Origin of the sequence: Pararhizobium sp. DWP3-4 (genome assembly GCF_049898205.1) — a bacterium.
Lineage (GTDB): Bacteria > Pseudomonadota > Alphaproteobacteria > Rhizobiales > Rhizobiaceae > Pararhizobium.
On record NZ_JAFCXF010000008.1, the window covers coordinates 196,638 to 219,077 of the forward strand.

General features: G+C 57.0%; 16 protein-coding genes and 1 pseudogene. 13 read left to right on the top strand and 4 right to left on the bottom strand.

The window, feature by feature from the left end; translation table 11 throughout:
• The first annotated feature begins 17 nt into the window (after positions 1 to 17).
• On the top strand, positions 18 to 1,514 hold the full coding sequence (locus ACP7E6_RS21060) for an aldehyde dehydrogenase family protein (protein ID WP_426231673.1): 1,497 nt from the start codon (positions 18 to 20) through the stop codon (positions 1,512 to 1,514).
• Positions 1,515 to 1,564: 50 nt separating this feature from the next.
• A pseudogene (locus ACP7E6_RS21065) lies at positions 1,565 to 2,011 on the top strand (aldo/keto reductase); the annotation flags it as partial.
• Between the two features lie 600 nt (positions 2,012 to 2,611).
• Here ACP7E6_RS21065 and ACP7E6_RS21070 read toward each other — a convergent pair.
• The 3 genes from ACP7E6_RS21070 to ACP7E6_RS21080 all read right to left on the bottom strand — a co-directional run bounded on the left by ACP7E6_RS21070 (position 2,612) and on the right by ACP7E6_RS21080 (position 6,040).
• Positions 2,612 to 3,541 (bottom strand): LysR family transcriptional regulator, encoded by a 930-nt coding sequence (locus ACP7E6_RS21070; RefSeq protein WP_426231674.1) that lies wholly within the window; start codon positions 3,539 to 3,541, stop codon positions 2,612 to 2,614.
• 645 nt (positions 3,542 to 4,186) lie between these two features.
• Positions 4,187 to 5,263, bottom strand: coding sequence for a LacI family DNA-binding transcriptional regulator (locus ACP7E6_RS21075; RefSeq protein WP_426231675.1), 1,077 nt, complete (start codon positions 5,261 to 5,263; stop codon positions 4,187 to 4,189).
• Positions 5,264 to 5,581: 318 nt separating this feature from the next.
• Positions 5,582 to 6,040: a MaoC family dehydratase gene (locus ACP7E6_RS21080; protein WP_426231676.1), complete on the bottom strand. Its 459-nt coding sequence runs from the start codon at positions 6,038 to 6,040 to the stop codon at positions 5,582 to 5,584.
• A 551-nt stretch (positions 6,041 to 6,591) separates the two neighbouring features.
• Between ACP7E6_RS21080 and ACP7E6_RS21085 the strand changes: the two genes are divergently transcribed.
• The 11 genes from ACP7E6_RS21085 (at position 6,592) to ACP7E6_RS21135 (ending at position 20,494) form a co-directional block, all read left to right on the top strand.
• Entirely contained in the window at positions 6,592 to 8,226 is a 1,635-nt protein-coding gene (locus ACP7E6_RS21085) for an ABC transporter substrate-binding protein (RefSeq protein ID WP_426231677.1), read from the top strand.
• Between the two features lie 109 nt (positions 8,227 to 8,335).
• Positions 8,336 to 9,358 (top strand): ABC transporter permease, encoded by a 1,023-nt coding sequence (locus ACP7E6_RS21090; protein ID WP_426231678.1) that lies wholly within the window; start codon positions 8,336 to 8,338, stop codon positions 9,356 to 9,358.
• Positions 9,348 to 10,214, top strand: a complete 867-nt coding sequence (locus ACP7E6_RS21095; RefSeq protein WP_426231679.1) for an ABC transporter permease — start codon at positions 9,348 to 9,350, stop codon at positions 10,212 to 10,214. Before ACP7E6_RS21090 ends, ACP7E6_RS21095 begins: the two co-directional genes overlap by 11 nt.
• Positions 10,211 to 11,167, top strand: coding sequence for an ABC transporter ATP-binding protein (locus ACP7E6_RS21100; RefSeq protein WP_426231680.1), 957 nt, complete (start codon positions 10,211 to 10,213; stop codon positions 11,165 to 11,167). The genes ACP7E6_RS21095 and ACP7E6_RS21100 overlap by 4 nt, the downstream gene beginning before the upstream one ends.
• Entirely contained in the window at positions 11,164 to 12,198 is a 1,035-nt protein-coding gene (locus ACP7E6_RS21105) for an oligopeptide/dipeptide ABC transporter ATP-binding protein (RefSeq protein WP_426231681.1), read from the top strand. The genes ACP7E6_RS21100 and ACP7E6_RS21105 overlap by 4 nt, the downstream gene beginning before the upstream one ends.
• A complete protein-coding gene (locus ACP7E6_RS21110; RefSeq protein ID WP_426231682.1) occupies positions 12,195 to 13,637 on the top strand; it encodes an amidase in 1,443 nt (480 codons plus the stop codon). The genes ACP7E6_RS21105 and ACP7E6_RS21110 overlap by 4 nt, the downstream gene beginning before the upstream one ends.
• 220 nt (positions 13,638 to 13,857) lie before the next feature.
• On the top strand, positions 13,858 to 14,652 hold the full coding sequence (locus ACP7E6_RS21115; protein ID WP_426231683.1) for an SDR family NAD(P)-dependent oxidoreductase: 795 nt from the start codon (positions 13,858 to 13,860) through the stop codon (positions 14,650 to 14,652).
• A 57-nt stretch (positions 14,653 to 14,709) separates the two neighbouring features.
• On the top strand, positions 14,710 to 16,236 hold the full coding sequence (locus tag ACP7E6_RS21120; protein WP_426231684.1) for a CoA-transferase: 1,527 nt from the start codon (positions 14,710 to 14,712) through the stop codon (positions 16,234 to 16,236).
• 11 nt (positions 16,237 to 16,247) lie between these two features.
• Complete coding sequence (locus tag ACP7E6_RS21125) at positions 16,248 to 17,960, top strand: FAD-binding protein (protein ID WP_426231685.1); 1,713 nt, start codon at positions 16,248 to 16,250, stop codon at positions 17,958 to 17,960.
• A 39-nt stretch (positions 17,961 to 17,999) separates the two neighbouring features.
• Positions 18,000 to 18,983, top strand: coding sequence for an AraD1 family protein (araD1, locus tag ACP7E6_RS21130; RefSeq protein ID WP_426231686.1), 984 nt, complete (start codon positions 18,000 to 18,002; stop codon positions 18,981 to 18,983).
• 68 nt (positions 18,984 to 19,051) lie between these two features.
• A complete protein-coding gene (locus tag ACP7E6_RS21135) occupies positions 19,052 to 20,494 on the top strand; it encodes an aldehyde dehydrogenase family protein (RefSeq protein ID WP_426231687.1) in 1,443 nt (480 codons plus the stop codon).
• A gap of 694 nt (positions 20,495 to 21,188) precedes the next feature.
• On the opposite strand, the gene ACP7E6_RS21140 is transcribed toward ACP7E6_RS21135, so the two are convergent.
• Positions 21,189 to 22,430 carry a Zn-dependent hydrolase gene (locus ACP7E6_RS21140; RefSeq protein ID WP_426231688.1) on the bottom strand — a complete coding sequence of 414 codons (1,242 nt, stop codon included), beginning with the start codon at positions 22,428 to 22,430 and terminating at the stop codon, positions 21,189 to 21,191.
• Positions 22,431 to 22,440: the final 10 nt, after the last annotated feature.

Here is a 22,440-nt window from a genome sequence, read left to right on the forward strand (position 1 = left end):
CAAGGAAAGAAGACGTCATGAACAGTCTTGGATCTCTCTCCACTCTCGATGCCAGCGCCCCGTACAACTTTGGCGCTCTCCTAATAGACGGACGCTGGCGCCCCGGCGCTGCGGGTACGAGCTTTCTCGATATAAATCCCTATACCGGCGACACCTTGCTGGAAGTGGCCCAGGCCGATATCGCCGATATCGACGCCGCTTTCGCCAGCGCCACACGCGCGCAGCGTGATTGGGCGGCGGCCCTGCCCTCGGAGCGGGCGGAAGTCCTGCGCCGTGCTGCCGCGATTCTCGATGTCCGGCACGCCGAAGTGGTCGACTGGCTGATTCGGGAATCGGGCAGCGTGCGGATCAAGGCCGAGCTAGAATGGGCGGCCGCGCGGGCGATCATCCTTGAAGCCTCGACGCTGCCTAGCCACAGCTGGGGACGCATTATTCCGGGCGATATAGCGGGCAAGGAGCATCGCATCTATCGGGTGCCGGTCGGCGTCGTCTCGGTCATCAGTCCTTGGAACTGGCCGCTGCATCTCAGCAGTCGCGCGGTCGCGCCGGCGCTGGCGCTGGGCAACGCAGTCGTGCTCAAGCCCGCGTCCGAAACGGTCGTAAGCGGCGGCCTGCTTTTAGGCAAAGTCTTCGAGGAGGCAGGTCTGCCGGCGGGCGTGCTTAATGTCGTCAGCGGCGACAACCGCGTGATCGGAGATCCCTTCGTCCTGCACGCCGCCTCCCGCGTGATCTCGTTCACGGGTTCGACCGCGGTCGGACGGCGGATTGGCGGCCTTGCCATGACCGGCGTGACGCTGAAGAAGGTCCAGCTTGAACTTGGCGGCAACAACCCGCTGGTGGTGCTGGGAGACGCCGATCTGGAGCAGGCGGTGAATATCGCCACCTTCGGCCGTTTTCTCCACCAGGGCGAGCTCTGCGTCAGCATCAACCGGATCATCGTCGAGGACGCTCTGCATGACCGCTTCGTCGAAGCGTTCGTGGAACGGGTGAAGGGCCTCAAATATGGCGATCCGAACGCGCCGGACACGGCGATCGGCCCGATCATCAGCCAACGCCAGTTCGATGGGCTACAGACGATGATCGCGAATGCCCGCGCCGACGGCGCGACCGAGCGCGTCGGGGGCGAGCCGCAGGGCCTGCTCCTGCCGCCGCATGTGTTCACGAACGTGACCGATAAGGTTCGCCTAGGCAAGGATGAGATCTTCGGCCCCGTCGTTCCAGTGCTGCGCGCCCGTGACGAGGCCGAGGCGCTTCGCATGGCCAACAACACCGAGTTCGGCCTGTCGAGCGCCGTCGTCACCCGCGACCAGGCGCGCGGCGAGCGCTTCGCACATCAGGTCGAGGCGGGCATGACCCACATCAACGACCTGCCCGCCGTGGACCTGCCGAACATGCCGTTCGGCGGCGAGAAAAATTCCGGGCTCGGTCGGTTTGGCGCCAGCGGCGTGGTTGAGGACTTCACCACCGAGCACTGGATCTCGGTCCAGCACACGCCCCGCCAGTATCCATTCTAAGCCCCGGGCGCGCAAAAGCAGAACATGGAAAGGATACAGGCAAGACGACGATTCGCGCAGCTCCCTCCGGGACCTTCCGGGTTGGTTGAGATCGAGATCAACAGCCTCGGCTATGGCGCGATGCGCATCACTGGCCGGGGCATCTGGGGGCCGCCCGCGGACAAGGCCGATGTACTGAGGACGCTGAAGCGTTCCCCGGAGTTGCGTGAACACGGCGGACTCCTCTGGACCCGATGTGTCGGAGGGGCAGATCCGCGAGGCGCTTCCTCATGTTGGGCTGCTGATCGCGACCAACGGCCAGGCTGCCCCGGAGCCGCCCGATCAATGGACACCCAATGTGCGCCCGGAGTATCTGATCAGCCAGGCCCGCAGAAGCCTCGATAGGCGGGGTGTGGCCCAAGGTGCCGCGTGACGAACAATTCGCGGCGGTGAAGCAACTGCTCGACGAGGGTGTAGCTCGTCATGTCGGGCTTAGCAAAGTGTCAGTCGCGGACATCTAGGCGGCGCGCAGGGTCTTCCCGGTCGCTGCACGACGTCGTGAAGGCCGGGAGAGCCCGCTATATCGACGTGTCTCGATCGCTGGACGTTCTTGAGCATGCAGAACTATCTCAATCTGCTCTGTCGCGAGGTAGAGCGCGAGATGTTGTCCTTCTGCGCCGATTATTGCGGTAATCCCGTGGAGCCCCCTCGCACGCGGTCGCCTCGCGCGCGCATGGGACAAGACGTTGGTGCGCCAAGAGACCGACGCTTTCGGTTCCGCATTCCGAGCGACGTGTGGTCGGCGAGGTCGGCGTGATCGACGAGGTGCGAGGCGTGTCGAGGGCGCAGATCGCCTTGGCCTAGCTCCAGAGGGCCGGTGGGGGGGGCGGCGCCGATCATGGTGCGTCGAAGCCGGACCTCGCCGACACAGTCGCCGCTCGATCGATCAATCTCACCGCGGACGAGATCGCAGCGCTCGAAGCGCCTTACGCGCCAAAGCATGTCGCGGATTTCGTGATCGGACGAAGGGCGATCGCGCGCACCCAGACAAAGCGAATGCTCAAACCTGGAAACCTCGATAGAAAGCTTTCGTAGGGGTGCGCAGAGACCGATCGCGTCTATCGAATTACACCGTCGACGTGCGGAGTGGGGCTTGCGAGATCCTTTCTGAGGAAATTGATCAGCGCGCGCAGTTTCAACGGGACGCGACGGCGATCTGGATAATAGAGCGTGAAGCCGGGCAACGCAGGACTCCAGCCCGCAAGAACACGGACGAGCCGGCCTTCGTCGATCAAACGTTCTATATAGCCGTTGATCATGTAGGCAATGCCGAGACCGTCGAGCGCAGCCTGAACCAGCGCTGCGGAATCATTGATTATGAAGCGTCCGGTCACGGAAAGCTCAAAGGTCTCGCCGCCACGTATAAACTCCCAGCGCTCGATCTGCCCCGTCGTGATGTGTCGAAACGCGATGCAGGAGTGGTTGAGCAGATCGCTCGGCTCGTTGGGAATGCCGTATCGCTCCAGATAATCAGGCGCTGCCACCATGTAAGCATAGATCGGAGGACCGACCTTCACCGCGATCATATCCTTTTCAACGAGATTGCCGAAGCGGATGCCCGCATCGAAGCCGCGTCCCACGATATCGACAAGCGTGTTCTCGATTACGATCTCTGTCGTGATCTCGGGATAGGTGTCGCTGAAAGCGCGCAGGATCGGCTGCAACGCGATCATGTAGCCGGCGCGTGGAACATTGAGGCGCAGGAGCCCTCGGGGCTCGTCACCCTCGCTTCCCAGATCATCGGTTGCTGCCGTGATTTCCCGGACGCTGGGAAGGACACGCTCCAAGTAGCGCGATCCGACTTCGGTCAGGCTCACGCTGCGGGTTGTACGATTGAAAAGCGGCAAGCCGAGCCGCCCCTCAAGATTTCGGATCGACTGGCTGACGGCAGACGGAGAGACGCCCAGGCGAACTGCCGCAGCAGAAAAGCCGCCTTCCTCGGCAACGGCGACGAAGGCAACGAGGCCGTCCAGCTGATCCTGACGCATAGGCGCTCCTCGTGCCCGGCTTGATTTATAAGTTTGTCTTAAAGGCCGTCGCTAATTAGCGCGATTATCGACAAAGATCCACTCGTCTATCTGTTGTTCAATCCGACTGGCAGCGCGAATTGCGATGACGGCACCGAGCACCGAGTTAGCACTTGCGTAGTCACCGCTCGCCTCGAGCGGTGGAAGCTTATGCGACTCTCCGAGTACTCGGTGATTGAAGCCCCGGACTGGTTGGCTGAAGTCCGCCGCCGGAATTCGTAATCGCGCTCCTGCGGGGTTGCGGGGTCGACAGCGGTCGTTGTAAATTTGATTTTGGGAATTCCTGACCTGCAATGAGGTCGGAGGTGTATGTCAGGTGCAACGTATAAGTAGGTGCACCTATAACCGTAGTATACGTCCGGCTAGGTTTGTGTGATCTGAGAACAAAAAAATCTAGTGCCAACAGTCGTTTAGCGAGAATACAGATACTGCCGGATACATATGCGATAGTGCCTATCTGGTCTATCAACAGCCATGCCTTTTCCATCAGTCGCTCGTCGTTCGGCGACCCCTGTCCTCCGCGGCTGCTTCTTTTTCCAACCCCGTTTTGTTAAAGCTATCCCGAGGTCGGACCCGCAGACCCGCAGCAATGTGCCCAGCGGTGTTCTATTCTAATGGAGAGACTTCTGCTGAGGAGCGATCTGCCGGCGCTACGCCAGTAGACGATCGAACGCTCAACCTCGCCGGTAACTCGGTCTCGAGCGGAATAGTGTGGCCATCCATCGCGCGACTGAGGTATTCCGCTGCAATACGGCCGATTTCGGCTGCGGGATTCTTTACCGTCGTTAGTGCGGGATCTGTTTCCGCCGCAACATCAATGTCGTCAAATCCAACCACCGACATATCGTCGGGTATGTGGAGGCCTCTTCTCCGCGCTTCAGACATAACCCCCAGCGCCAAAGCGTCAGTTGTGCATACAATTGCTGTTGGCACGGCGACCAATTCGAGCAGTCCTGCTAGACCGCGCCTACCGTTTTCAATTGTTGGAAGCTTGACTTCGACAACGTTGCTTATCGGGAGGGGGACACCCGCTTCCGCCAATGCGTCGCGAACTCCATCAACGCGAGCTTGGGAACGATCGTTTTGGAGCGCAATGTTGGCAATAATGCCAAATTTTTTGTGCCCGAGGCTGAGCAACAAACGCGTGAGATTTTGGGCGGCCAATCTGTTGTCGATCCCAATGGCCGGTATACCGTGGCGCGACTTGTTGGTGTAAGTCGTCACAGTTGGTATTCCAAATTTTTTGATGAGACGGAGTGCATCTGATGAAAAAGTGTCTCCAACGAGCACTAGCCCCGCCGCCCCGTAGTCGAGGAGTGTTTTGATCTGCTGAAACTCCCGCTCCAGATCATATTGTGAGCTGGATACCAGAAGGGAGTAACCCCTCGTCTCAAGTTCGTCTTGCAGTGCCTCGACGCCATCGGAGAAAATTGCACTTCCGCCGATCGTAGGTACGACCGTTCCGATTGTATGGCTTTTTCCAGAACTCAAGGCCTTAGCCATACGGTCGGGACTATAGTCTAGCATCACAATGGCATTTTGAACCCGTTCACGAATCTCGGGGCGTACTATTTGGGGTTGATTGAGAACGCGCGAAACAGTCGATGCCGAGACATTTGCCAGTCGCGCTACATCCGACAGTTTAGCCTTTTTGCTTGCGGTGGTTTTCGGAAATTCGCTCATCATTTCGTCGGCAGTGCCTAAGTTTGTTCAATTCAAAATCAGAGTTTTGACGTCAGCTTTGAACCATCCCGTTAAAAACAGAAATGTTCAATCTCGCAAAATATCCGGCCAAAGTCGCTGATTTTAACAACTCCGGTTACACTTCAGCGTACAAGCCTTTCTACGTCTCTCTATCCTGCTATGAATGGTTTAAGATCATAGTGTCAATCCTCTCATGGTAGGCAAGACGCAATAGGTACGGGCTGCCCAGTCATTACAATCTTGTATGCCTAGCTAGTGGGTACAAGATCTTCCCGTTAACACTCAAGCCGCCGTTACTTATACCTTTGATACCTCTGAGATCGGATTTGGGACCCATTTGCCCAAATGCTCACCTACGGCAACCAGTACACCGTCCTGATTAAAAACTTTCACATCCGCGCGTGTTCGCCCCCTGGCTTCTTCGATTTCACTAACTGTGTAGATCACGTCAACCGTGTCGCCAAAATATACCGGGTTCAAAAAACGTATGCGGTCATACCCGAGCGAGACGGGTGTGCAGTCGATCCCCTGCGCCAGGCTACGCTCCATCATCAACGTCGAAGCTGTGGACATGAAGCCGACGAGAAGCGCTCCATGAGCAATCCGACCGCCGTATTTTGATTTTTTCATGAAGGCTTCGTTGACATGGTTGCCCGAAAAATCCCCTGTTATACCGGCAAACATGTAAACGTCGGCCTCACCAATTGTCTTGGAGAACCTAACGGCGTCGCCGATTTCAGCATGGATGGCTTTCATTTATAGTCTCTTTCACGTGTTAGAGTTCGAAATAAGCAGCTCTCTCACAACAGCTGGCCGGGGACCCCGCCGCCAGCATGTTGAGCGCCTCAGTGACGAGGGTGACATGCGTTGAGCGCGATCTGCGACCTCGCCAACCGGTCGCAGAACGACAACATCATCGAACGATCGTCCCACCGGTTACGCTCGCAATCACGTCGTTGAGTCAATATCTGCAAGCGATTTCAGAATTGCACCGCTTCGAAGAGAATGCAACTGATAAATAGGGGATCCATTGGGGTTATGCGGACCGGGAAGGGTAAGTGCGCTCCTTTCCAGCCTAAGCAAAAAGCTGTCTGCTGCGGCAGGCTTCGTTAGGAAATTATCGTATAAACATCTGAATAACAACAGATTTGCTGCTGGAATGGCTTCGACGACTGCCTTGCCAACGGCTTTAAACAAGGAGTTTAGCTTCTCTCCGTCAGAAAAAATGTTGCAAAGGAAAAGAGGAAGGAGTATTTCATGAAAGCGCTTTCAGAGATCGCGTTTAAAACAAAAACGGGAACATAAAAATGACTATTCACGAAGAACGCAGACAATTCGTTTGGCAGCGTCCGCTGCTGGGAGTGTTTTTGTTGCTGTCAGGCGCTGTTGTTGTGTCGCCTGCTGCCGCCGAGACGCCCAAAGATATTTTGGTAGAAGTCGCGGAGTACGGACCGAACTCGCTTGATGTCATGGCCCCTGGCGCCAACGATGGTAGCCAGCTGGTAACTTGGCAAATCTTCGACCGGCTGGTCACTTTTGGGGTGAAGACCTTGCCTGATGGCCGGAAGGTCTACGACAAGGATAAAATCGAGCCCTCTTTGGCTAAGAGCTGGGACATTGAAGACGATGGCAAGACCATGATCTTCCATCTTAGGCAGGATGCCAAGTTTCACGACGGGAACCCTGTCACGGCCCACGATGTGAAATGGTCGTTCGAGCGCGCCATTGCCACAGGGGCATTTCCTGCTGTGCAGTTCGCTGCCGGCGGCTACACAGATCCGAAAGTCTTCTCCGTTGTCGACGATTATACGTTCAAGATCTCTCTGCCAAAGCCCAACAAGCTCGCGCTACCTGATCTGACGATGATCGTGGCGTCTGTCGTCAATTCGAAGTTGGCACTCTCCCACGCGACGCCGGAAGACCCCTGGGCGCTCAATTGGACCCGTAACAACGATGCTGGCGGAGGACCGTTTAAGGTTGCTAATTGGACTGCGGGTAACCAGGTCGTTTTCGATCGCTTTGACGATTGGAAATCTGGAGAGGCCCCAGCGCTCAAAAAGGTTGTCTACCGCATCGTGGCTTCGGCGGGCACGCGTCGTGCGCTCCTCGAGAAGGGTGATGCAGACATCGCGGTCGGTCTGCCGCCTAAGGAAAATGCTGAGCTAGCCGCTGCTGGCGAGGTCGACGTTGTGGGCGATCTTATCCAGAACGAAATGTACTGGCTTTCCATGCAGGTCGATATGAAGCCGTTCAACGACGTGCGCGTCAGGAAGGCCGTTGCCTACGCTCTACCCTACGATGCGATCATGAAGCAGGCATTCTACGATCGTGCCGTCCCCATGTATGGCGCGAAGGATGGATCTGCATTTCCGCCAAAATGGCCTGCGGTATCTCCGTATAACACTGACATCGACAAGGCTAAGGCCCTTCTCACCGAAGCGGGATATCCCGATGGTTTCTCAACAGAACTGTTCATCGATTTGACGTCGGCTACCATTCAGGAACCCATGGCATTGCTGATCCAGGAGCAGCTGAAAAAGATCGGCATCGAGGTCAGCATCAACAAGGTGCCAGCTTCGGAGCGGTTCGCTAAGATGGCGAGCAAGTCGATGCCTATGGATATCAACTCGTTTTATGGCTGGCTCGACTATCCGGAATACTTCTTTTTCTGGAACTACCATGGCCGAAACAACAGCGTATTCAACACGTCGAACTACAAGAACGCCGAGCTGGACAAGCTGGTCGATGATGCGCAGTCCGCCAACCTGGATAATGCGCAATATGTGAAGGCCATTTCGGACATGATCGGTATCGTCATGAACGATGTGCCGAGAGTGCCTGTTGCGCAGGTATTCTCCGACGTTGCGATGCGCAAGAATGTGGTGGGCTATACCTATTGGTATCATACCCACGTCGACTACAGGGACATTTCCAAGCGCTGATCTTCAGTCGCCCGCTCGGCAAGGTCTAAGCTGTGCGGCGACTGCCCGTCCTCAATGGTACGCGGCGAACCTTTGTTCGCTGCAAGCCTAGCAGTTGAAAGAAAACGCAATGAATGCCCTTACAACCATCTTGCGACGCGTTCTAGTGGCAGTCCCCACCATAGCAGGGGTTATCGTCGTCACGTTCGTGCTCCAGCGCGCGCTACCCGGTGACCCGGCAGTCTTCTACGCAGGTCCGTCGGCCAATCCGGAAACTGTCGCGAGAGTTCGCTCCCAGCTTGGTCTTGACCAGCCAGTCCTGATGCAGTTCGTCGACTTCATCTCCCGGCTTGCACATGGCGACCTAGGTCTGTCGATCTCCAGCGGCCATCCAGTACTGAGTGACCTTATTGCCCGCGCGCCCGCGTCAATCGAGCTAACGTGCGCCGCCCTGTTGTTCGCAATCGTCGTGGGTTTGCCATTGGGTATGCTCGCAGCTCTGCGGCCGGGAACATTGGTCGACCATGTCTGCCGGGTGATCGTTACAATTGGTGCCGCCTTCCCGACGTTTTTCGTCGCGCTGATTCTGATCTTCGTTTTTTATTTTCAACTCGGCGTCGCGCCTGAGCCACTGGGCAGAATAAATGAAATTTACCACACGATGCCCCCGACAGTTACGGGCTTCTTGCTGATCGATACGCTGTTGACCGGCGATGTTGAGACTTTCCAGGCGGCGTTCATGAAACTCGTATTGCCAACCATTTCCCTGGGTTTGTTCGCGTTAGCCCCGATCGCCCGCATCACACGCGCTGCAATGCTGGAAACACTTGCAAGCGATTACTGCCGCACAGCTCGCGCCATGGGACTGTCCTACTCCAAAATGGTCTTCAGCTACGCGCTCCGCAACGCCATGCTTCCCATCATCAGCATACTTGGAATGGTGTTCTCTTTCCTTCTAGGCGGTAGCGTGTTGGTCGAGCAGGTTTTTGCGTGGCCCGGCATCGGAGCATACGCGGTCGCCGCCGTCATGGCTTCCGACTACGCGGCCGTTCAGGGCTTCGTGCTGCTGATGGCTATTCTCTACGTCCTTCTCAATTTGGTGGTCGACTTGCTGATCACTGCTATAGATCCGAGGGTCAGATATGAGCACTAATAGAAACGCGTTCGCAGAATTCGTGAGCGACGCTCGGTATATCGCCAGCACAAACAAGCTGACGTTTGCAGCCGGATTGATCCTTCTTGGACTTGTCGTCATTGCAGTGATCGCCCCCGTGATCGCCCCATACGATCCTATCGCCACGGATGCGGCAAAGACACTCCTGCCACCCTCTTTAAGTCACCCCTTTGGTACGGATGCGCTCGGGAGGGACATCCTCAGCCGCGTGATTTATGCAACCCGGCTCGATCTTGGCATCGCTGTCGGCGCGGTCGCTGTCTCGTTCGCAATCGGTCTCGCACTCGGTTCCGTCGCAGGGTACGCCGGAGGTTGGACCGACGCGATCATCGGCCGGTTCATGGATACAATCATGGCGTTCCCGCTCTTTGTTCTGGCGATGGGCATCGTCGCGGCACTTGGCAACAACGTGTTCAACATCATGGTCGCCACTGCAATTATCAATCTGCCGTTTTACACGCGCTTTGCGCGGGCGGAAGTCAGCGTGCTGAGCAAATTGACGTATGTTGAGGCCGCGCGAATGGGTGGAAATGGGCCGGCTCGGGTCCTGGCCGCGCACATTGCGCCGAATATATTGCCGAAGATGGTGGTCCAGGCGTCCCTTAATCTGGGGTGGGCCATTTTGAACGCAGCAGGCCTATCGTTCATCGGCCTTGGTGTCCGGCCGCCGACGCCTGAATGGGGCATCATGGTCTCTGAAGGGGCACAATACATCTTCTCCGGCGAATGGTGGACCTTTGTCTTCCCAGGTCTTGCCCTCGTCATCGCAGTCTTCTGCTTTAACCTGGTTGGCGATGGATTGCGCGACCTGATAGATCCGCGAGCACGCACATGACAAAACAACTCCTTAGCGTAAATAACCTATCAATCGATTTTCTGACGCGCCGTGGATGTGTCAAGGCTCTAGAAGATGTCACCTTCGCAGTTCACGAAGGCGAGATTTTGGGAATCGTCGGCGAAAGCGGTTCTGGAAAATCAGTGCTTTCCTACAGCATCATGGGGTTGTCGGATCCAGCTGCAAACATTCGCTCCGGTAGTATCAGTTTCAAGGGCGTCGCCGTCAAACCGCACAACATGGCGGATCTCCGAGGGAAAGAGATATCCATGGTCTTCCAGAGCCCTCGAACGGCACTGAACCCTATCCGAAAGGTTGGGCATCAGATTGAGGACGTGCTGCGGCGGCATTGTTCGCTGCGCGGTAAGGCGCTACGGTCGGCCGCTATCGAGGCTCTGGCACGCGTCCGAATTCCGGACCCCGAGCGTCGATATGAGGCATATCCGTTCGAGATGTCGGGCGGCATGTGCCAGCGCGTTATGATCGCCATGGCCCTGGCCTGTAAACCTTCGCTGCTCATCGCAGACGAACCGACCACTGGCCTGGACGTAACGACCCAGGCGGTGATCATGGACCTTATCCGCGAATTGGTTGTCGAAACCAACATGGCTGCGATTCTCATCACCCATGATCTGGCCCTTGCTGGAGAATACTGCGACAGAATTGCGGTGATGCACGCTGGGCACGTGGTCGAGGTTGCTCAATCAAACAGCTTCCCGAACGAACTGAAGCACCCCTACACGAAGCGCCTATTTGAGTCGCTCCCCTCTGCGGCGGACACTCTCGATCAGTTGGCGGTGATCCCTGGCAGCCTACCGGACTTAAGAGGCACACTGCCTGCCTGTCGTTACATCGCTCGCTGTGAGCGCGCCAAAGAGGATTGCTCGCTTAAACCGCTTCCGTGGACACACATCAATTCCAATCACGTCGTTCGTTGTAGGTATCCAAAATGAAAAACATCATTTCTGCACGTGGGTTGACGAAGCGCTTCCCAAGTCGACGCGGTTTGCGCACTCATTGGATTCATGCGGTCGATGATCTGAATTTTTCCATCGGTGAGGGCGAGTGCGTCGGCCTCGTCGGCGAGTCCGGTTGTGGCAAGACGATCCTATCGCGTCTCCTATCGCGAATGGTTGAGCCAACCTCCGGCTCAATCCTGTTCGACGACATCGATCTGACGGAGCTACCGATGAAGAAATTCTCGGAATCCGTTCATCGTGCATCGATCCAGATCGTGTTTCAGGACCCTACCGAGTCTCTGAACCCTCACTTCACGGCGTTTCAAGCGGTTGCCGATCCGGTTCGGCAATTGTTGTCCGAACTGACCGCAACGGAAGTTGAGGCAAAGGTGCTTCAAGCCTTCGATGACGTGGGATTGCCACGAGAGCTAGGTTCGCGTTATCCACATCAGCTCTCCGGCGGCCAGAAGGCGCGTATCGGGATCGCACGGGCGATTGCGGTAGAACCGCGTTTGCTAATCCTCGACGAACCAACGTCGGCACTCGACGTTTCAGTCCAGTCCACAATCCTTCGACTTCTCGGGGAACTGCGGGCCAAGCGCGGCATGAGCTATCTCTTCGTCACGCACGATCTCGAAGTGGTGAGAATTATCAGCGATCGCATTTTGGTAATGTACCTGGGAAAAATCATAGAGAGCGGGCTCACTCGACAGATCTTTGAGAACCCCGTCCACCCCTATACCCGCGCGCTACTCGCTGCGAGCCCCGATCCGGCTCGACGAGGGATCAAAACCGCACGTTTGGAAGGTTCCGCAAGCAGCCCCATCGATCCAAATCCGAACGCGTGCAGGTTCGCAGGGCGTTGTCCGGTTGAAATCGGTCAATGCCGGACGGTGATGCCGGCCCTCGCAGAGATCGATGGAGGGCACCTGGCAGCATGCCACAGGGCTGAACGCCTTGTCGTACAGCCAACAAGACCTCCCTTGCCCAAATCTGTTGTTCCAATCTCGGGGATACGTTCATGACTCCTGATGAATATATTGCGCTGTCGGCCATCGATATCAGAGACTTGGTCACATCCCGTCGCGCGTGTGCCGTGGACATTGTGAAGGCCGCGTTCGCGGTCCTTGACGACGTGGAGCAACACATCCATGCGTTTGCAACGGTAGACTACGACGGTGCGATGCTTGCCGCCAAGCAGTTAGATGCCGACGTTGCACTAGGCCGCGCAGTGGGTCCGCTTGCTGGCGTGCCGGTTGCGATTAAAGATCTAGTTCTTACAAAGGGGCTCAGAACGACGTTCGGTTCTAGGTTGTACAAAGATTTCGTACCTGATCAGGATGATATCGCTGTAGAACGCCTCAGGGCGGCTGGTGCAATTGTGATCGGGAAGACAAACGCGTCAGAATTCGGCTATTCAGCTCACGGCTGCAACCTCCTTTTCGAGGCGACACGCAATCCTTGGGATTTAAGCAAAACCCCCGGGGGATCGAGTGCAGGATCTGCCGCCGCGGTCGCAGCCAAAGTATGCCCACTGGCGATTGGAAGCGACGGCGGGGGGTCAATTCGCATACCCTCCGCGCTCACGGGTAACGTCGGGTTTAAAGCGTCTATGGGTCGCGTTCCACTTTGGCCCGGATGCCGCGATGAGCGTTTGCCGGGCGCCTCGGGGTGGGAATCCCTTGAGCATGTCGGGCCGATTACAAGGAATGTCACAGACGCTGCGCTTATGCTGTCCGTGATTGCGGGAGCAGATGGCCGGGACCGGTTATCCAACAACACGTGCGATGTTGACTGGCTCGCGGCGGCACGCTCACCATTCGTGCGCGGACTGCGTGTCGCATATTGGCCGGACTGGAATGACCAGCCCACCGATCCTCGCATCCGAGCCAAGGTGAGTGAGGCGGTTGACGAGCTTGCAGAAGCGTTTGGACTTGAAATGGTGAAGGTTTCACCTCCCGATATTGAAATCGCTCATGCCTTTCAGACGCTGATGGCACTCGAGACTGATATTACTGGCCTGCGGAAGCTTCTCGAACAGTCAAAGGAGCCGGTAGGCGAGGCCCTTCGCGCGCTTCTCGCGCAAACACTCACCTTTGAAGCTGCCACCGATGCCATCACAACGCGAAAGGCATTCGTGAATGCTATGGCAGTTGTCATGGGCTCCGTCGATCTCATCCTCACACCCACGGTCGCGGTCCTTCCCCTGGCAGCGGATGGTACCGGTAAGGGGAGCATCGCCGGAAAGGATGTAACCTATGATGATTACGCCCGATTTACGTTTCCGTTCAATCTGACGGGACAGCCAGCGGCGAGCATCCAGTGCGGTATTGTGGATGGCTTTCCAGTTGGACTGCAAATCGTGGGCCAGCATCTCGGCGACACGTCTGTCTTGCGTGCTGCAGCAGCGTTTGAGCGCTTACTGCCACCGCAAAGCCCACCTCAGCTATGGCGAAAACGGTGACGGAGAGAACAAGTTGCAAGGATGGCGAGATGCGGTGGTCAAGCATGAGGTACGCCCAAAAATCAACTGAGCATGCCGGCCACGCGTTTTAGTTGGCTCGAACTCAAGCATTTAGACATTTTTGAACAGTCCGCTGCGGGTGTGGCGGTCTTCGATGACGCACGGCTTTAGGTCAGTGTTCAGGAAAACGTGTGTCGATGGAAACCCGAGGAACACAACAATGAATTTGGATCTTAGCGGCAAAGTTGCATTGGTGACTGGTTCGACAAAAGGGATTGGCTTTGCCGTCGCTGCCGGGTTAGCGGGAATGGGTGCAAAGGTCATCATCCATGGACGTTCACAAGGCTCGGTCGATGCAGCGGTCGAAACTTTGACCACGGACGATACCGGCGTGCGCGCCCGCGGCATCGGGGCTGATTTAACAGTGTTCGAGGACGTATCTCGAATGCTCCAAGAATTTCCACACGTGGATATTCTGGTGAACAACGCGGGCTTCTACACGCAAAAAGATTTTTTCCGGACATCGGACGATGAGTGGGAGGAAATGCTGCGCATCAACCTGATGCCGGGGGTTCGCCTCACGCGTCACTACCTCAAGGGGATGCTTGAAAGCGACTGGGGAAGAATCGTCAATGTATCCAGCGAATCCGGCGTCATCATTCCCAAGGAGATGATCCACTACGGCGTCTCGAAGGCCGCCCAACTCGCGTTTAGCCGAGGTGTATCGGAATTGACGGCGGGATCAAACGTGACAGTGAATTCCGTGCTGCCCGGCCCGACATGGGCGGAGACGACACGTGATCAGATCAAGCAGCGGGCGGTTGAGCAAAGCATCAGCGAGGGCGACCTGATGGAACGCACCTTCAGCACGCGCCGACCAACGTCCTTGATCAAGCGCTACACGACGCCGGAAGAGGTAGCGAATATGATTTGTTATCTTTGCAGTCCAGCCGCAGCCGCCACCAACGGAGCCCCAATACGGGCCGATGGCGGGATCGTGCGCACATACACCTAAGTGCACCCGTAACAGGTCGCTCTTTTCAGAAAAAACTGTGCTTTTAGAGGAAGCTCAATGAAAAACGTCAACATCATAACCGCCGACGAGGCTGCATCCTGGGTGAAGGACTATGATTGCCTTGCGATCTGCGGATGTGAAAATGTCCTTACGCCGGACGCGCTGCTACGAGCTCTCGGCGACCGCTTTGTCCAGACCGGCTCACCCCGTTCGATTACGGAGATCCATCCCATCATCGTCGGCATGGGAGAGGGGCGTGGTCTCGAAAATCTCGCACACCCGGGGCTGGTCGCCACTGCAATAGGAAGCGGCTACAGCTACCTGAAAACATCTCGCTACACCACTTTGCTCAAGGAAGGCGCGTTCGCTGCGCACGTCGCCCCTATGGGTACTATTTTCCAAATGCTGCGAGATTGTGCCGCTGGACGAAAGAGGACCTACACAAAAGTGGGCTTGGGGACCTTCGTTGATCCCGACGTCGAGGGCGGCCGCATGAATGATGCAGCCACACACTCGCTTGCCAGGCACGTGGAGATCGAGGGGGACGCCCATCTCGCCTATGATGTGCAACCAATAAACGTGGCATTCCTGCGTGGCACGACCGCGGACGAATGCGGCAACATCAGTCTGGAAGATGAGCCAGTGTCACTCGGTATCAAGGCGATCGCCCAAGCGACCAAGGCTTCGGGTGGCAAGGTTGTGGTCCAGGTGCGTCGTATGACGCAAAAAGGTTCGATCCATCCGAGGCTGGTTGAAGTCCCGGGCATTTTTGTCGACGCTGTCGTGGTGGTGCCAGACCAAGAGCTTGCCGGCGGGCATCTTAACCCCGCGCTGACAGGTGCCGTCCGCCTCCCGGTCGGCGATGTCGGTGTTGTCCCTCCTGGCGTTGAACGTATCGTTGCGAGCAGAGCGAGTTCCGAGGTTTCCGACGGAGCAACTGTAAACCTCGGCGTTGGGATGCCAATCGCTGTACCGACAATTCTCCATGAAAGACGGTCAGCTCCGCACGCCACGTATTTCCCTGAGCACGGTTCACTCGGTGGTATACCGGGCGAACGCGCGATCTTCGGAACCAATATCAACCCGGACGCCATCATCGATTCCACGTCGGTCTTCGATTGTTTCCAAGGCGGTGGCTTGGACATTACATTCCTTGGCTGCGGACAGATTGACGCTAGCGGCAATGTGAACGTCAGCAAATTCAACGGCATCGTGCCGGGTTGTGGCGGCTTCATTGATATCGTGAGCAGGACACCGCGCATCGTGTTCTGCGGCGCTTTCAGTGCCGGAGGTCTGGAGATCGGCACGGAAAACGGGACGCTAATTATTCGAAACGAAGGAAAATTCAGCAAGTTCGTGCCCAAGGTCGAACAGGTCACCTTCAATGCAAAGCTCGCCGTCGAGCGGGGTCAGAAGGTCACTTACGTTACGGAGCGTGCCGTATTCGAGGGCCGGCCCGACGGCCTTGAGCTGGTAGAAGTGGCACCCGGTGTTGATGTTCAGCAGGACATTCTGCGCCTTATTCCGTTCCCGGTTAGAGTTGCCGAAAATCTCAAGACCATGGACTTCAACCATTTCAGCTGAGGGTGAAAAGCATGTTTGAGTACAAGACACTTGAAACGGATGTCCTGGTCATTGGCAGTGGTGGCGCCGCGTTAAGAGCGGTTCTTGCGGCTCACGATGAGGGCGCGGACGTTATGGTCCTCGTCAAAAACAACTTCCGAAAGAGCGGCGCAACCTTTTACAGTGTCGCCGAGGTCGGTGCGTACAACGTCCCGGACGGCGCAGGTGATCCAACGGATAGCCCGGATGTCTTCCGAGAAGACATCCTCAAGGCGGCACAGGGTATGGCCGATCCTCGTTTGGTGGACATCTTGGTGAATGAATCTGAGTCCAGCCTCCGATATCTGGAGAAGTTCGGGGTCCATTTCGAGAGAAACGAGGATCGCTATCTCGCATTCCGCGCCTGCTTCTCATCAAAGCCGCGGTCACATGTGTTGAAGGACCACTTCAAGCCGATCATGCGTGCCCTGGGTGAAGAGGCAACCCGTCGCGGCGTCCGCGCGATGGACCGCATGATGGTTGTCGGACTGGTCAGCGACGGGGACGTGTGCCACGGCGCAATGGCGATCGATAACGAGGGCGGTTTGGTCTTTGTTCGGGCCAAGTCCGTTATTTTGACAACCGGCGGTGCTAGCCAGCTTTTTGCAAAGAATTTATACCCGACCGATATCACCGGTGACGGCTACGCGATGGCTTGGCGAGCCGGGGCGGAGCTCGCAAACATGGAGTTCATGCAGGCCGGAGTCTCGATTATTGATCCCTTTATCAACCTTTTCGGAAACTACCTCTGGGATGCCCATCCCAATCTGACCGACAGAAATGGCGCCCCCTTCATAGAGAATTATCTTCCGCCAGGCATAACTGTGGCGGATGTAATGCAGGAAAAGGAACGACACTTCCCGTTCAGTTCATCTGACATTTCTCGCTACATCGAGATATCGATCCAGAGAGCAATCAACGAAGGACGGGGCACCGACAGGGGCGGGGTCTACATGGACTTCAGAGACTGTGACTTCGATCGGCTTTTGGCCGACAAAACACGGTCCTTCGGTCAAATGTGGCCTCTTACCTATGAATGGTACAAGGAGCGCGGGACAGATCTCTACAGTGATGCGGTTCAGATTACTTGTTCTGCACACGCGATCAACGGCGGCCTTCGAATAGACGAGAACGGGGGGACGACTCTCGAGGGTCTTTTTGCTGCGGGTGAAACTGCAGCCGGACCGCACGGAGCGGATCGCCTCGGCGGAAACATGGCGATGACCTGCCAAGTCTTTGGTGCCCGCGCTGGAAGGGCTGCTGCCAAACGCGCCCGTCAAGTTGACATCACACAGGTGGGAGAGGGCATTGACGTGATCCAAGCCCATCTGGCTAAATTCAGCAGAGGCAGCGGGGAAGACGGGCGGACCATTCGATCGGAACTTCAGGCCGCTGCCAACCGTAACCTACTGATCTTGCGAAACGAGAAGGGACTTAACCAGTTTCTCTCGGAGCTAACGGATTTGCAGGAGCGTCTGCAGGCTGCGTCCGCCACGACACGTGATGATTTTGTCCATGTGATCGAGACGGACAATCTGATCGAGACGGGTCGGATGATGGCGCAAGCAGCACTGCTGCGGACGGAGAGCCGAGGAAGTCATTTCCGTGAAGACGCACTGAGTTCCAACGAGAATTTCGAGCTGAGCTACATTCTTTCGCGAAGCCATGAAAGCGGGGGATATTTCGCCTCGCTTGGATCCCTTTGACGCCCTTCGTTTGAAGAACAAAAGTTAGGAAACAATCTTATGCTCATTTCACAGATCAAGGGTTCGAACGGAGAGATAATTGTCGCCGTGCGCGAGCCGGACGGAACCGGAAAAGCCGTTAAAAATGCTGGAAGCGTATATGCACTGGCGATGGAAGCCGCAAACGGCGGGAAGCCGCTTTTTTCGGTAATCGAAATGCATGGCCTCGGCGAGGAGATCGATCTCGAACAGGCTTATGCCAACGGCCTGTTCCTGCCGCCGATCACCCATCCTGACAACGCGCATCTGCATCTGACCGGCACGGGTCTGACGCATCTGGGCTCGGCATCCACGCGCGATGCCATGCACGCGGTCGTCTCCAGGGGCGCCACCGACACGATGAAGATGTTCAAGATGGGTCTTGAAGGCGGCAAGCCGAAGCCCGGCGAAAAGGGCGTTCAGCCCGAATGGTTCTACAAGGGCAACGGCAGCCAGACGGTTGCGCCTGGCGGCGACCTGGTCTCGCCGTCGTTTGCGCAGGATGGTGGCGAAGAGCCGGAAATGGCCGGCATTTATGTTATCTCCGACAAGGGCGCACCGTTCCGCATCGGCTTTGCTGTCGCCAACGAATTTTCCGATCATGTGACCGAGCGCGTCAACTATCTCTATCTCGCCCATTCCAAGCTGCGGCCTGCAAGCTTCGGTCCGGAAATCCGGGTCGGCGAAGCGCCCAGCGACATCCGCGGTACGTCGCGGATCATCCGTGACGGTGCAGTGTTCTGGGAAAAGCCGTTCCTGTCGGGCGAAGCCAACATGTCCCATACCTTCGCCAATCTCGAATATCACCACTTCAAGTATGGAATTTTCCGTGCGCCGGGCGACGTGCATGTCCATATGTTCGGGACGGCAACGCTGTCCTTCGGCGACGGCATCAAGACCGAGGCGGGCGACATCTTCGAAATCGAGGCGTCCGAATTCGGTCTGCCGCTGCGCAACACGCTGGCGATTGCCAGCGAAGACGAGATCATGATCGGCCAGCTCTGATCTGCTCACATATTTGACTGCGGGTGCCGCTCTCGGGGGCTCGCTGAAACCAAGGAGGCTTTAAGCCCATGACACTCCATCAAAACCTGATCGCCGGCGAATGGGTCGGCAGCAACGGTGTTGAAAACATCAATCCGTCGAATACCAAGGAAATTGTCGGCCTTTATGCCAGCGCCAGCGCTGACGACGCCAAGACCGCGATCGCTGCTGCAAAGGCCGCGTTTCCGGCCTGGTCGCGTTCCGGCATCCTCGAGCGTCACGCGATCCTGAAGAAGACTGCCGACGAAATTCTTGCCCGCAAGGATGAGCTCGGCAACCTGCTCGCCCGCGAGGAAGGCAAGACGCTGCCGGAAGCCATCGGCGAAACCATCCGCGCCGCCCAGATCTTTGATTTCTTCGCAGGCGAAGCGCTGCGTCTGGCTGGCGAAGTCCTGCCGTCGGTTCGCCCGAACATCGGCGTCGAGATCACCCGCGAGCCGATCGGTGTCATCGGCATCATCACGCCGTGGAATTTCCCGATCGCCATCCCGGCCTGGAAGATTGCGCCGGCACTCTGCTACGGCAACACCATCGTCTTCAAGCCGGCCGAACTGGTGCCGGGTTGCTCGTGGGCGATCGCCGACATCCTGCACCGCGCCGGCCTGCCGAACGGCGTCTTGAACCTCGTCATGGGCAAGGGCTCGGTCGTCGGCCAGGCCATGCTCGATAGCCCGGATCTCGCTGGCATCACCTTTACCGGCTCGACCGGCACAGGCAAGCGCGTCGCTGCGGCCTCGATCGAGCATAACCGCAAGTTCCAGCTGGAAATGGGCGGCAAGAACCCGATGGTCGTGCTGGATGATGCCGATCTGACCGTTGCTGTCGAGGCGGCTGCAAACTCCGGCTTCTTCTCGACCGGCCAGCGCTGCACCGCATCGTCGCGCCTGATCGTCACCGAAGGCATCCACGACAAGTTCGTCGCAGCACTGACCGAAAAGCTGAAAACGCTGGTGGTCGATGATGCGTTGAAGGCTGGTACGCACATTGGACCGGTTGTCGATGAGCGCCAGCTTGCCACCGATACCGATTACATCGCGATCGGCAAGCAGGAAGGCGCCAAGCTCGCTTTCGGCGGCGAGACCATCACCCGCGACAATCCGGGCTTCTACCTGCAGCCGACGCTGTTTACCGAAGCGACCAACCAGATGCGCATCAGCCGTGAAGAAATTTTTGGCCCTGTCGCCTCCGTCATCCGGGTCAAGGATTACGAGGAAGCGCTCAGCGTTGCCAACGACACGCCGTTCGGCCTGTCGGCCGGTATCGCCACGACCAGCCTCAAGCATGCGACCCATTTCAAGCGCAATTCGGAAGCCGGCATGGTGATGGTCAACCTGCCGACCGCCGGTGTCGATTTCCACGTGCCGTTCGGCGGCCGCAAGGCTTCGTCTTTCGGCTCGCGCGAGCAGGGCAAGTATGCGGCCGAGTTCTTCACTGTTGTGAAGACCGCCTACACGCTGGGCGGGTCTGAGTGAAAGTATGGCGTCAGAACGACCGGCGGCGACCCTTCCATCTCCCGCTGGTTTTTCTCTGACAAATTTCCTCTACACGACTGCAGCGAGCATCAACCTTTCGACATTAAGGCCAGGACAGGCTTCAGGGGGTCGGTCTCATTCTGGTGTGGGCTGGGGCCTGCCGAAGCCGCCGCGTTTAATACAATCTTGGATTGACGCTGACGAGTCCATTGCCAACCCGCCGGAAAAGATGTCGCTCCAGCGCGGCATTGTCGTCGAGGCCCGCAGTTAACGGCCAGACCGAAAGTCCGGTCTCCTTTCTCCTTCGCTCGCAGCAGAGGTTTTACTGTTGAGGCGTTCCGAAACGGCGCGAACCGAAAGGCCTTGTTCATGTGTCAGCGGCAGTATTGATCGCTACCCGCGAATGAACGGAATCACTGTCCCAAAATTGGTAGACACGCCTTATCATGGAGTAGGGGCGGCGTGACAAGTTTGGCTCCGGCGAGCGAAGGCAGAATCCAACGGGAAGGCAAGGTGGTCCTGCATCTGGGCCAGCTGCTTTGTGACCTTTCCGCTGACTTGTTAGGCCTTGCTGACTTAACGAGAGTTTCGGACGCTGCGCACAGGAATGAAGTTTAGAGGGAGAGTGCCGGATCTGCGGGCCTCGCCGAAGCCAACGGGTCACACAATCCAACATCAAGGCGCGGGATTTTCATCAGAAAACGCGAGCTGACAGCTCTTGAACTACATCCAGCAAAACGTTTGCACCCCTGATCAAGTCGATTTCGGCTGTCCGTTCAGCGGGGTTGTGACTGATGCCCCCAATGCTTGGAACAAAAATCATCGCTGTCGGCGCCATAGATGCGATCATTTGCGCGTCATGCCCGGCGCCAGAGGTCATTCGACGAACCGAAAGACCTCGCGTTTCGGCGGCATTCACAATTTTATGCACTAAGGCGTCATCGAATTTCACGGGGATAGTCCGGGCAAGCCTTTTGACAGAGATCGTCAATCGCTCCTCTTCTGCGAGCGTCTCAACAAACGTTTCAAGAGCGGCTTCGTGCTTCAGGAGCCAGTCTTCTGAGGGACTTCTGAGGTCTACCGTGAGGGAAGCGTGCGAAGGGATGACGTTGATAGCGTTTGGCTCCAGCTCTATGCAGCCGACGGTCGCAACACTTGAGCCTGCGCAATCTCGCGTGAGATCTCGAAGATAGGTAGTGATTCTAGCCGCTCCGTATCCCGCGTCCGATCGCATAGCCATCGGGGTCGTCCCGGCGTGATTTGCCACACCCTCAATATCGACCCTCTGCCACGAAATACCCTGAAGGTTCTCGACCGCTCCGATGTCGATCCTAGATTGTTCCAGAACAGGTCCCTGTTCTACATGAAGCTCTATGTAAGCCGCAGGCATGATGAAACCCGGCGGCTCGGTCCCCGCGTATCCAATTCGGGCAAGCTCTTCACCAAGTACTGCTCCGTCGGTACCAACGATTGCAAGGGCTTCGTTCAAACCAAGGCCGCCGGCGAACACGAGGGATCCCAACATGTCCGGCGCAAAGCGGACGCCTTCCTCATTGGTGAAGGCTGCAACGGCAATTGGTCGGTTGGGCTTGAAACCATCCTCTTTCAATGTCTCGATCACTTCAAGTCCCGCGAGGACCCCGTAGCAACCATCGTACTGTCCCGCATTGATGACAGTATCGATATGAGAACCAAGCAAAAGCGGTCTCTCATCGCTCGACCCCGCCAGCTGCCATATGCCAAATATGTTTCCAATGCGGTCCACCGCAACTTCAAGACCGGCTTGACGAAGCCATGAGACGAACAAGTCTCTTCCGAGTTTATCGGTATCCGTTGCAGCGAGGCGACTAAGTCGTCCCTTGCCATCTCGTCCAATGTCACCAAGTTCGCGGAGGCGCCCAATTAGGCGAGTGCCGCTGATCGATTTGTCGCTCATCTCAGCTCCT